12 protein-coding genes are annotated in these 13,007 nt (G+C 28.9%); 6 read left to right on the top strand and 6 right to left on the bottom strand.

Translation table 11 applies throughout. The features are described from left to right. Positions 1 to 60: 60 nt before the first annotated feature. A complete protein-coding gene (locus KHQ81_09105) occupies positions 61 to 1,491 on the top strand; it encodes a leucine-rich repeat domain-containing protein (protein QVK17045.1) in 1,431 nt (476 codons plus the stop codon). 14 nt (positions 1,492 to 1,505) lie between these two features. Continuing rightward, positions 1,506 to 3,017: an FAD-dependent oxidoreductase gene (locus KHQ81_09110; GenBank protein QVK17046.1), complete on the top strand. Its 1,512-nt coding sequence runs from the start codon at positions 1,506 to 1,508 to the stop codon at positions 3,015 to 3,017. A gap of 74 nt (positions 3,018 to 3,091) precedes the next feature. Here the strand turns inward: KHQ81_09110 and cysE are convergent, their stop codons facing one another. Both cysE and cysK read right to left on the bottom strand, forming a co-directional pair. Then, complete coding sequence (cysE, locus tag KHQ81_09115) at positions 3,092 to 3,610, bottom strand: serine O-acetyltransferase (protein ID QVK17047.1); 519 nt, start codon at positions 3,608 to 3,610, stop codon at positions 3,092 to 3,094. A 7-nt stretch (positions 3,611 to 3,617) separates the two neighbouring features. Next, positions 3,618 to 4,535: a cysteine synthase A gene (cysK, locus tag KHQ81_09120; GenBank protein QVK17048.1), complete on the bottom strand. Its 918-nt coding sequence runs from the start codon at positions 4,533 to 4,535 to the stop codon at positions 3,618 to 3,620. A 316-nt stretch (positions 4,536 to 4,851) separates the two neighbouring features. Between cysK and KHQ81_09125 the strand changes: the two genes are divergently transcribed. Beyond that, positions 4,852 to 5,778: an N-acetylmuramoyl-L-alanine amidase gene (locus tag KHQ81_09125; GenBank protein ID QVK17049.1), complete on the top strand. Its 927-nt coding sequence runs from the start codon at positions 4,852 to 4,854 to the stop codon at positions 5,776 to 5,778. A 305-nt stretch (positions 5,779 to 6,083) separates the two neighbouring features. Next, positions 6,084 to 8,582: a CoA-disulfide reductase gene (locus tag KHQ81_09130; protein QVK17050.1), complete on the top strand. Its 2,499-nt coding sequence runs from the start codon at positions 6,084 to 6,086 to the stop codon at positions 8,580 to 8,582. 53 nt (positions 8,583 to 8,635) lie between these two features. Here the strand turns inward: KHQ81_09130 and KHQ81_09135 are convergent, their stop codons facing one another. Continuing rightward, entirely contained in the window at positions 8,636 to 9,250 is a 615-nt protein-coding gene (locus KHQ81_09135; GenBank protein QVK17051.1) for a phosphatase PAP2 family protein, read from the bottom strand. A gap of 98 nt (positions 9,251 to 9,348) precedes the next feature. Here KHQ81_09135 and KHQ81_09140 point away from each other — a divergent pair, with 98 nt between their 5' ends. Together KHQ81_09140 and KHQ81_09145 are read left to right on the top strand one after the other, a co-directional pair. Continuing rightward, on the top strand, positions 9,349 to 9,828 hold the full coding sequence (locus KHQ81_09140; protein QVK17052.1) for a hypothetical protein: 480 nt from the start codon (positions 9,349 to 9,351) through the stop codon (positions 9,826 to 9,828). A gap of 53 nt (positions 9,829 to 9,881) precedes the next feature. Next, positions 9,882 to 10,361: a hypothetical protein gene (locus KHQ81_09145; GenBank protein QVK17053.1), complete on the top strand. Its 480-nt coding sequence runs from the start codon at positions 9,882 to 9,884 to the stop codon at positions 10,359 to 10,361. A 40-nt stretch (positions 10,362 to 10,401) separates the two neighbouring features. Here KHQ81_09145 and KHQ81_09150 read toward each other — a convergent pair whose 3' ends face one another. The 3 genes from KHQ81_09150 to ftsZ all read right to left on the bottom strand — a co-directional run bounded on the left by KHQ81_09150 (position 10,402) and on the right by ftsZ (position 12,986). Continuing rightward, positions 10,402 to 10,806, bottom strand: a complete 405-nt coding sequence (locus KHQ81_09150; protein QVK17054.1) for a hypothetical protein — start codon at positions 10,804 to 10,806, stop codon at positions 10,402 to 10,404. A 10-nt stretch (positions 10,807 to 10,816) separates the two neighbouring features. Then, positions 10,817 to 11,758 carry a bifunctional oligoribonuclease/PAP phosphatase NrnA gene (locus KHQ81_09155; GenBank protein QVK17055.1) on the bottom strand — a complete coding sequence of 314 codons (942 nt, stop codon included), beginning with the start codon at positions 11,756 to 11,758 and terminating at the stop codon, positions 10,817 to 10,819. A gap of 115 nt (positions 11,759 to 11,873) precedes the next feature. Further along, a complete protein-coding gene (gene ftsZ, locus KHQ81_09160; GenBank protein ID QVK17056.1) occupies positions 11,874 to 12,986 on the bottom strand; it encodes a cell division protein FtsZ in 1,113 nt (370 codons plus the stop codon). Positions 12,987 to 13,007 lie beyond the last annotated feature (21 nt).

The following is a 13,007-nucleotide window of genomic DNA, read 5'->3' on the forward strand; positions in this document are numbered from 1 at the left end:
TTAATATTAATAAGTATTAAATATAGGTTCAGTCAAAAAATAAAATTAAAGGTGATTATCATGAAAAAATATTTTTATATTATCTTTCTATGGGGCTTTTTTATCTTCTACTCTATTTCTGTAAGCGCAACTTCTGATTTTCATCATGTTTATTTTCCCGATAACAATTTTAATACTGCGATAAGAGAGTTGATAAAAAAACCACATGGTGAGATTAAAATAGAAGATTTAGACCACATAAGAGAATTAAAGATAAATCAGAATCAAATTAAAAATATCGATGGAATACAGTATCTGACAAATCTAAAAAAATTAGATTTAAGTTTTAATAAAATTGAGGACATCTCTTATCTCAGTGAACTACATCATTTAACCCATTTAAAATTAAATTACAACAAAATTTCAAATATCAAACCTTTAAGTAAACTTAGTCATTTACAATTATTAAGTTTAGATAAAAATAACCTAACTAACATTTCGCCTTTAGAAAATTTAAATAAACTCAAATCATTAAGTTTATCTTCTAATCATATTAAAGAATTATCACCACTTCGCAATTTAACGAATTTAATCAATCTTGATTTACATGGGAATGATATTAATAAAATTACTTCACTAGAAAATTTAACTCATCTTGTTAAATTATCAGTAGGCAGAAATAAAATAAAAAATATAGCTGCGTTAAATCAATTAAGGAATCTATCAACACTTGAACTATCAGAAAATAAAATTAGTGATGTAACCCCTATACAAAGCCTAATAAAATTGAAACATCTTTATTTACACAATAATGAGGTCAGAAATTTTGATTTTACATCTCTAAAGAAATTAATCTACTTAAATTTATCAAATAATAAAATTGAAAGTTTACATGGTTTATCAAAACTAAAGTCTTTAAAACACTTAACTTTGAGTCATAATAAAATACAAGTTATTACACCTCTTCAAAAGTTAAATCAGTTAGTAATTTTGAGTATAAGTAATAATGACATAAAAGAGATTACACCACTTAAAGATTTAATGAAATTAGAAAAACTATGGTTAAACCATAATAAAATACAAGATGTATCGGCACTAAAAACACTTAGAAGATTACGCTATATCGATATATCCTATAATGATATTAAAGATTTAGGTTCTTTAAGATATATAAAAAATTTAACTTTAACTTCTATAATGATTCATAATAATCCACTACCAGATTATATTTTTACCGATTATAATACACATTTATATGTCTTAAAACAATTACGAGTTGCAATTCTAAAAGCAATCCGTGATTATTATGGGGAAAGTAGACTATATACGAATGAAGGAATATTAAGCCTTAAAAAGATAAAATCTGGGTATCAAATTGTGGTTAAAATAGAAACATTTAATGGACCACATAATCCACCTTATGGTATAGACACAATTACTTTCATTCAAAAAGATAAAGATATTAGGTTAAAAAATTATAATCATCAAGATATCAAACCTATTATTAATTAACAAGGAGGAAGAAAATGCATCATTCATTATGGTTAGATCAATCTAAATTAAAAAGGTTCCCTACATTAAAAAATGATTTGGAAACAGATGTGTTAGTTATTGGTGGAGGTATTACTGGAATTACAACAGCCCTATTATTAGTTGAAGAGGGTTATAATGTATCGGTTGTCGATAAAAATAAACTACTGTATGGGACTACTGGCCATACAACGGCTAAAGTAACCATTCAACATGGGCTTATTTATCATAATTTAATAAAAAAATTAGGAATTGATAAATCACAACTTTATGTTGATTCAAATCAAAAAGCACTTGAACTTATTAAATACAACATTAAATCATTAGATATATTTTGTGATTTTGAAGATGTCCCAAGTTATGTGTATACTCAACGAGAAGATAAGATTAAATTAATTGAAAAAGAATTTGAAGCTGTACAGCGATTAAAAATAGATAGTTTCATAACAGATGAATTAACATTACCATTTGAAATTAAAGGCGCAATAGGCTTTAAAAACCAAGGGCATTTTAATATCACTAAATATTTACAGGATTTAGTAGAAGCATTTACTCAAAACGATGATAGTTACATATTTGAACAGTCAAAAGTCATTAAGGTTAAAGAAGACAATAATATGTGTCACACCTATTTAGATAGTGGCATTAAAATAAAATCAAGACATGTCGTATTAGCCTCTCATTATCCTTGTAATGATACTTATAATCTATATTTTACTAAACTAGAACCCACAACCTCTTATGTGATTGCGGCTAAATATCATGCCAAGTTTGATAATGCAGATTATATTAATATTGAAAAACCAATACGATCTATAAGAACGCAACAAGTAGATAATGACAATTTAATATTAATTGGTGGTGAGAGTCATCAAACAGGTAATTTAGAAAATAAAAGATCACATTTTGATAATTTAGAAACATTTGGTAAAGAATACTTTAATATTGAAGAACCGCTTTACAAATGGTCAAATCAAGACTATAAGACTTTTGATAACCTACCATATATTGGTCGATTAAATAAAAAATCTCCTCATATTATTGTCGCTACTGGTTTTAAAAAATGGGGGATGACAACAAGTCATGTAGCAGCAATGTTAGCTAGAGATTTAATTACCAATAAAAAAACTGATTATGAAGACTTATATGATCCAAGACGTTTCAGTGATAAATTAAATTGTCAGTACTTCAGATACAACCTAAAAAGCGCTAAAAACTTTATTAAAGATAGACTAAAGAAAACTCCAAAAGACTTCAATGTTGAGGTAGGAAAAGGTAAAATCGTCTCTTATAAAGGTAAAAAATATGGTGTCTATAAAAATGAAAATGAAGAATTATTTATTGTTGATGCAACTTGTCCACATTTAAAATGCATTCTAACATTTAACAATGATCAAAAAACTTACGATTGCCCTTGTCATGGTTCACGTTTTACTTTTAAAGGAAAATATATTGATGGACCCTCTATTAAAGACTTAAAGAGAATTAATTTTAAAGACATTAAGTAAACTTTTATTTTGATTTATTTAATCTTTCTTCCCTTTATAAAACACGCTATACAAAACGTATAGCGTGTTTTTTATTAATATTTAATTTCTTTTATGACAGCAGGAATTCCTACAGCTGTTGCGTGAGGGGGAACATCACGTAATACAACAGCATTAGCACCTACTTTACTATTTTCTCCTATAACGATTGGTCCTAATATTTTGGAACCTGCCCCTAATGTTACCATATCTTTTATCGTTGGATGTCTCTTCCCTTGATGTTTACCTGTTCCACCTAATGTAACACCATGATAAATAAGAACATCATTCCCTATTTCTACTGTTTCACCAATCACTACCCCTGTACCATGATCAATAAATAAACGTTTACCAATTTTAGCTGCTGGATGTATTTCAATATTTAAAATATTTCTTACACAATACATTAAGAAAAAGGAAATATACTTTAGTTTATGATTATATAAAAAATGGGCAATTCGATACCAAAAGACAGCTTGAACACCAGGATAAAAAAGAATAATTTGTAAGAAATATCTAGCAGCAGGATCACGTTCTTTTATCGATTTAATGAATGACTTCTCCTTTTTAGACATCTTTATCTTACTCTCCTACTTCATACAAAGTTGTACTTAAATATCTTTCACCATTATCAGGTGCTATGACAACGACTTTTTTTCCATTACCTAGTTTTTTAGCAATTTCTAAAGCAGCATATATACTAGCACCAGATGAAACACCGATTAAAATACCATAATCTTTAGCTAACTGTCTAGCAGTTTGAAAGGCATTTTCTGATGAAACTTGGATAACTTCATCATAAATCGATACATTTAATATTTTAGGAATAAACCCTGCCCCAATCCCTTGAATTTTATGTGGCCCTGGTTTACCACCTGATAAAACAGGTGAATTTAATGGTTCTACTGCAACCAAATGGACATTTGGTATTTGATTTTTAATAATATTACCAATCCCTGTAATCGTACCGCCTGTCCCAACTCCAGCAACGAGTGCATCAAATCCTTCTTTAAAATCTTTTAATAATTCCTTTGCGGTTGTTTCTTCATGGGCTTTAATGTTATTTTCGTTTTCAAATTGTTTTAACATATAATAACCTTTTTCTTTAACCAATTGTTCTGCTTTTTCAATTGCCCCATTCATTCCTTTAGCACCTTCAGTTAAAACAATGGTTGCTCCATAAGCTCCCATAATTTTACGACGCTCTATACTCATTGTTTCTGGCATCACAACAACAATTTTATAACCTCTAGCTGCAGCAACCATTGAAGCCCCAATCCCTGTATTTCCACTGGTTGGTTCAATAATTGTATCCCCTGGCTTTAATTCACCATTTTTTTCAGCAGCATCAATCATTTTGTAGGCGATTCTATCTTTTATAGAACCCCCTGGGTTAAAGAATTCGAGTTTTATATATACATCAGCATAATTTTCTGGTAATTTATTCAATTTTACAATGGGAGTATTCCCAATTAATTCATCAATTCTATTAACAATCATTTTAATCATCACTCCTTTTATTATTATATAGAAATCTTAATTTTTTTCAAATAAAACGACTCGTCGTTTTTAAAATGATGTATTTTATTATATGTCAATTTTTAAAGCTTGATTAGAGCATTTATTTATTAATATCACATTTATACCTTTGAATAGAATTTGTCCAACTCTTCTAGCAACAATTGTCAAAGGGTAAAATTATTGTGTTATATCTATAAAAAATTATATTGGATAATCTTAACTGTATTATGAATGAATAGAATATGTTATGCTTTTTATGTATAAATAAGTATTTATGGATTAGGGAGGAATTCATATGGGAAAAAAGTACCAATTTACATTTACCATTTTATTTATTATATTAACAATTTTAACAATTCAAATAACTCTAAAAACAAATTCAACACTTGTTGAAAAAGCCAGTTCATCAAATATTTCTCAAGAAACTACTGAAAATACAATCACAGAAGCTGTTTGGATTGATAATATAACCTTTGATGCTGGTATTAAGATTAATGAAATTATGCCCTATAAAAGTGACTATATCGCGATTGGACAAGAGGATAACACGCCTTTTATGCAGTTAATTCATGTTGAGAATGATGAAGTTATTAATAAAGGTTTCCCTTATTTATTCACTGAAGGGACTGGAGAAGTAGTTGATATTACGATTCATGATTATTTTATTACAACTACAATTGATAATAATGATTCCATAATTACGCAAGACTTTATCGAATATAATGATCATTTTATTCCTTTTTATAAAAAACAAATTCAATATAATTATGATAAAGATTTAACTATTAATCCTAAATATCTTGTGATTCATGAAACTGCGAATACAGGTATTGGTGCTGATGCTGATGCACATTATCGCTATTGGAATAGTAATCCAACGGCGAATGCATCAACTCACTTTGTTGTTGATAGCACGCAAATTTATCAGATGCTAGAACTAAATCAAGCTGCTTGGCATGTTGGTGATAATCACAATCATTCTGATATAACCAATTTAAATTCAATTGGTATTGAAGTAGCAGTAAATGAGGATGGAGATTTTTCAGAAGCACGTCAAAATGCGATAGAATTAACGATTCACTTAATGAAAACACTCAATATGGATATATCTCAATTGAAACGGCATTATGATGCCAGTGGAAAAAATTGTCCAACTAATATGCTTCAACAACCAGAATTATGGAATGATTTTGTTCAACAAGTAGAACAAGCTCTAAATTAATATAATAAAGAAGACTTACTAGTTTAAGGTAAGTCTTCTTTTTATTATATAAACACTAATAAGAATGCATATAAATTTATATTTTTTCTTCAATTATTTCCAATTTAATGAAGAAAAAGCAATACCCTATACGGTATCTAAATTATGTGATATAATGAAAATGTTGGTGTTATACTATAATACAAAACATTCATCCTAACATGTGAATATATTATTTTTCACAAGTGTATTTGGTAAATCATCATTTTGATAAAAATAGGTTAACTGTAAAAAATAAAATATATATAAATGCTAAGGAGGATATCATGAAAAAAATTCTCATTGTTGGTGGTGTTGCTGGTGGAGCGACTGCTGCCGCAAGATTACGTCGCTTATCTGAAGAGGATCAAATTATTTTATTCGAAAGGGATGAGTACATTTCTTTCGCCAATTGTGGTTTACCTTATTATATCGGTAACGTTATAAAAGAACGAGGTAAATTGCTTGTTCAAACGATTCCAGGAATGAAAAAAAGGTTTAACTTAGATATTAGAAATTTTTCTGAAGTAATTAAAATAGATAAAGAAAATAAATCAGTTATGGTTAAAAATGTAAAAACAAATGAAACCTATGAAGAAAGCTATGATCGATTAATCTTATCTCCTGGAGCTAATGCGATTAATCTACCAATACCTGGAATTGAAGAAGCAGAAAATGTTTTTACACTACGTAATATTCCTGATACTGATAAAATTAAATCATTCGTTGATGATTTAGCACCAAAACATACTGTTGTTGTTGGTGGCGGTTTTATCGGTATTGAAATGGCAGAAAACTTAGTTGAAAGAGGTGTTTCTGTTACCCTTATTGATTTAGCGAATCAAGTTATGGCACCACTTGATTTTGAAATGGCGCAAATTGTTCATGAAAGATTAGTAAACCATGGCGTAAATCTAATATTAGAAGATGCTATTGATGAAATCAAAGATAAAGGTAGAACCCTTATCTTAAAAAGTGGTAAAACATTACATACCGATTTAGTGGTGATGGGAATTGGTGTTAAGCCTGAAAATGAGCTCGCTAAAAGTTCTGGTTTAAAAATAGGAAAAAGAGGACATATTGTTACAACTAAACAACTTCAAGTAATGGTTGAAAAAACAGATGAAGTCATTTCTGATATCTATGCTATAGGTGATGCAATTGAGGTATATGATTATATAGACCAAAGTAAAACAGCGATTGCTCTTGCGTGGCCTGCTAATAGACAAGGTCGATTAGTAGCAGACCACATCAATGGATTTGATATAGAATATACAGGTTCATTAGGAACTGCAGTTGCTAAAATATTTGATTTAACTGTAGCAACAACAGGAAATAATGAAAAACAATTAAAAAGAAAACAATTAGATTATAAAACAGTTATTGTTCATCGTGGTAATCATGCAGGATATTACCCTGGAGCTGAAAATATAGCGATTAAACTACTCTTTGATCCAAAAAATGGTAAAATACTTGGTGCTCAAGCCGTAGGTGGCGAAGGAACTGAAAAAAGAATCGATGTTATCGCAACAGCGATTAAAGGTAAGTTATCAGTAAATGATTTACCTGATTTAGAATTAAGTTATGCACCACCTTTCTCTTCAGCGAAAGACCCTGTCAATATTGCTGGTTATGTTGCTAGTAATGTATATAGTCATGTTTATGATATGGTTACTTACGATGAAATAGATGAAATTGTTAAAAATGGTGGTTATTTACTTGATGTTAGAACTGAAGTTGAATTTAACTTAGGCCATATTGAAGGAGCAGTCAATATCCCAGTCGATGACCTTAGAAATCAATTAGATAAAATTACTGTTTCAAAAGAAACACCAATTTATGTAAATTGTCAAGTAGGATTAAGAGCCTATATTGGTGTCCGTATTTTACAGGAAAATGGCTTTAAAAATGTTTATAATTTATCTGGTGGTTATAAAACATATTCTACCGCAACACGTGTACATAAACTAAACAATCAAAAACCACATGTTGATAAAGATATCGACACACAAAATTTAGAAAATCAAAAAAATAATCAAATTGATGTAAATACTATCAATCCAAAACTATCAATAGATGCTTGTGGTTTACAATGTCCTGGTCCGATTATGCAGACTTATAAGGCAATGGAACAGGTTAATGCAGGCGATGTTATCCGTATTCAATCAACTGATAGCGGCTATGCTAGAGATATTGAAAAGTGGTGTGAAAAGACAGGTAATACATTAATAAAAGTTGATAAAGAAAACAAAACTTATCAAGCATATATTCAAAAAGGATGTTCTACTTGTGCAACCCCACAATCACAAACATCAAATGAAAACACGACAATCGTTTTATTCAGTGGTGAAATGGATAAAGCAATGGCATCTATGATTATTGCTCAGGGTTCAGCAGCAATGGGAAAAAATGTTACCGTATTCTGTACTTTCTGGGGATTAAATTTACTTAGAAAAGATCAAAAAATAAAACTTAAGAAACCATTTATTGAAAAAATGTTTTCTAAAATGATGCCACGAGGACCAAAAGCCATGGGAATTTCTAAAATGAACTTCGGTGGTCTTGGTGCTAAAATGATGAAACGTGTTATGCGTAAGAAAAATGTTGATAGTTTAGAAGATCTTATTAAAAGTGCTCAAGAAGCAGGTGTTAATTTCATTGCTTGTAACATGAGTATGGATGTTATGGGAATAAGAAAAGAAGAATTAATCGATGGTATTGATTATGCAGGTGTTGCTACTTATTTAGCTGAAAGTGATACAGCTGGTGTAACTTTATTTATCTAAAACAAAAAGCCTTAATCTTAATTAGATTAGGGCTTTTTTTCATGTTTTTAATTTCATTTATTATTTGTTTTTTTTAATAACTTTCTTTCTTGATAAACTTTATATTGATTAAATAATAAAATAGCTAAGAAACTACAAATGAATCCCATTAAACAACCAACAATTACATCACTTGGAAAATGGACATAAAGGTAAAGTCTTGAAAAAGCAATAAGTGATGCTAATATATAAGTGATAATTGAATAAGGTTTTTTAAAATATTTTCCAAAAACAAATGCTGCCGCAAATGATGAACAGGTATGTCCTGATGGAAATGAATATGAACTAGGTGCTTTTATTAATAACTGAATATCTTCAAGACCAACAAATGGACGATCTCTTTGAATAATATTTTTTAAAATTTGATCATTAAAAATCAAACTAAAGAGTAATGCTACTAATGCGACTAAACTAATATATCTGGTCTTAGGACTTATTAATAAGATTGCACAAATAATCACCCAAACCATCCCATGATCCCCAAGGATTGTAAAAAATTCCATCACTTTATCCATAAATGGTGATGCTAATATTTTTTGAATAAAATCTAATATTGAATAATCTAAGTTTGTTATCAAAATTATCCCTCCAATTATTACTATTGCTATTATAATATAAAATGAAATCATTTTCTAGATAAATCAGTGAAGATACTGATATTATTAGGATTTTTAGATTGTTTTGAATACTTACAATATTTTAGAAGTACACTAAAAGAGGTGATAAAATGAAAAAAAGAGAGCTCTATGAAAAGCCAATACATATCAATGATTCTTATTGGATACAAATTTCAAAAGAAAACGAAGAAATTGTTAATATTTATAAAGATAACTGTTTACTAGAATCATTCAAATTAAATCGAAAGATTTACACTTTATTTAAAGTTTTACAAGATTATATTCAAGATGATGATTATATCACCATAGAAGATAATCAAGTGAACATTTATGGAAAAGAAATAAAATTATACGAAGATATTTATATGAAAATCAATGCTGATAGAGCTTGTTTGACACTAGATATATATCAAAAAATTAGTCAAACAGAGATAAAATTGATATATCTAACAAAATTAATCTATACTTGTCAAAAATTATTTCATATGTTACTTATTCCAAAAAAACTAGAAAATAAACCCAATTATTATGTTACGAATATTTTTAAATTTCTAGACATGATCGAAATATTAGGTTATGAAAATAGTTAATCTAACATTGAATAATAATTTAAAAGCGAAAAACAATAAGAATGGTGATTAAAATGAAAAAAAGAGAATTATTTTTAGATAGAATTCAAATTGATGACACCTATTCTATACAAGTAGATTCAGATACAGAAGAATTCGTTAATATTTATAAAAATGATGTAATCGTCGAACAATTTTCTTTAAAAAGAAGAATCTACACCTTTTTTAAAGTTTTACAGACCTACACAAATAGTGATGAAGCAATCATTGATCCTAATAAGAATATTAAACTCTATGGTAAAGAAATTCACATAAAAGATCAAATTTATATGCAAGCGATTGATGAGCATAAAGATTTAGTAATTGAATTTTATAAAAAGGAAGAAGATACTGAAGATAATTTATTGTATTTAACTAAAATGAATTACATGACACAAAAATTATTTAATATGATGTTTATTCCTAAAAAAGTTATAGATATTCCTAACTATCAAATTATGAATCCAAAAGAATTTAAAGATTTAATGGACATCCTTAGCGTCATTAAATTTTAAATAAAAAAAGCACATTCTAACAAGATTGTGCTTTTAATTATTAATTATTGGATGCTTCAGTTAAGATTTCATAAGCTTTTTTTGAATGCATATAATATTTAGCTGTAAACGATAAATCTTCTTTATCTAAATCCACCTGTAAATTGTCAATATTTATTTTACGAACCCTTAATAACTCTAGACATGTATCTTGTTCTGTTTGGTAATTATTTAATATCCAATAAAATCGTTTGTGTAAATAATAACCATATAAAAACTCTGATAAAAATAAGAGAATCATCAAAACATTAAATATTATTAAACCAAAATAATTCTTCTGTACTTCAAAAAGTAAAAATATAACAAATAATAGGATAAAGAAAATAGTTAAATATAGTCCATAACGATATAATTTTTTAGTTAATTTTAGTAATTCTTTAATATGTGATTCAAAAATTTCGTTCATTCTTGTCCTCCTAAGCATTTTCCTTTAAGTAGATATCTAAATCAGAAATTAATTGATTAACTATGTAAAAGTCTTTGACTATAATCCCACTTGCGTTTTTATGACCACCACCACCATATTTTTCGGCAAATTGATTGATTGGTAGTGATTTTGAACGTAAACTAATGCGAATATAATTCGTTTTTGCATCAAATATAGCGACAAACCAAATTTTTACAAGGGCTGTATTTGCTAGTGTATTAACTAAAACATTGGAGATATTAGCATCTACTAAATATTGATTACAGATTTTCTTATCAATATTAATATACCCCAATCCATTTCTTGTACAAATAAAGTTTGAGGCTACAAATCCTCTTAATCTAGTTATATTTAGTGCTTCATCATAAATCCATTGATAAATTTCACTAATATTTAAGTTATATTCAAGTAATCCTGAAGCTAGGCGCATTGTTCGACTATTTACTGCTGGTGTTGAAAACCGGTTTGTATCTGTAATAATCCCAAAATACAAAGCTTTGGCTCCATCGATTGATAATTTTAATTCTGACTTGTTTTGTTCATAGAAATCAACAATCATCTCACAACAAGAGGCGTAACTAGGATCAATCCATTCTAATTCACAAATGGTCTCCCTTTTAGGATGATGATCAATTTTTATACACTCTTTTCCTTTTCGATAACGATTGTCTGATATTCTTTCAATATTCGCTACATCAAGTATAAATACTAATGCATTTTGATATAGTTCATCACGAATATGATCCATTTTACCTAAATGGATAAATCCTAAAGATTCTTCACCTACTGCGTATACTTTTTTTTCAGGAAAAGTTTGTTCAATTATATTCTTTAAGCCCAATTGACTACCAATACAATCACCATCGGGTCGAATATGTCGATGAATAATGATTGTATCATATGACTTTATCTTATCAAAAATGAAATCCATCTGATCCTCCAATAATCTTATTATTTTATATTAGATGTATTATCATATAACTAACTTATTTTTAGAGTTATAATTATAATTATGAAAAAAGCACTTATCAAAAAGTGCTTTTTAATTATTTAAATCGACGTCTAAAGAATGCTGGCACTTCAATATCATCGTCATTATCATCTTGCGAGTCATCCTCTTCTTTATCAAGATTAATTTCAATTGGTTTTGTATCTTTAAGGCTTGTATTTGCTTTTAAAGATTTTAAATCAGTAGTTTTTGTGCTACTGTAATCAAAACCTGTTGCAATTACTGTCACGATAATTTCATCATCTAAATCAGTATTTATCGCTGCTCCATGAATAACGTTAATATCCGAATTAGCCGCATTTTGTATAGCGTTAACAGCATCATTTATTTCATATAGGGTTAGAGACGTTCCACCAGTAATATTAATAATTGCATCAGATGCCCCATCAATATCTGTTTCTAATAATGGACTATTAATCGCTCTCATTGCAGCTTCAACAGCTCGGTTTTCACCACTAGCAATACCAATTCCCATTAACGCTGTTCCTTTGTTAGCCATTACAGTTTTAATATCAGCGAAGTCAAGATTGATTAATCCTGGTATTGCCACAATTTCAGCAATTCCTTGTACCCCTTGACGTAACACATTATCTGCTTCTCTAAAAGCTTCTAACATAGGGGTATTTCTTTCAACAATTTGTAGTAACCGATCATTCGGTATAACAATCATTGTATCAACATTTTTTCGTAATTCTTCTAATCCTGTATTGGCGTGAGATAAACGCTTTTTCCCTTCAAATGTGAATGGTTTAGTGACAATTCCGACAGTCAATGCCCCAGAATCTTTCGCAATTTTAGCTATGATTGGTCCTGCACCTGTACCTGTCCCACCGCCTAATCCAGCGGTAATAAAAACCATATCTGCTCCTTTTATCATTTCTTGAAGTTCTTCATAACTTTCCTCAGCAGCCTTTTTTCCAATTTCAGGATTAGCCCCTGCTCCAAGTCCTCTTGTTAATTCTTTCCCCAATTGAATTCTCAATTCTGCTTTTGATAAGCGTAAAACTTGTGCATCTGTATTACAAACAATAAATTCTACACCTTGAACTTCATTTTCTATCATACGATCAACAGCGTTTGAACCACCGCCACCAACACCGATTACTTTTATTTTAGGCATTTGATCAAATTCATTATCAAAACCAAACATCGTACCTTCCTCCTTCAACAA

It is taken from the genome of Mycoplasmatota bacterium, from assembly GCA_018394295.1.
Classification (GTDB): domain Bacteria; phylum Bacillota_I; class Bacilli_A; order Haloplasmatales; family Haloplasmataceae; genus JAENYC01.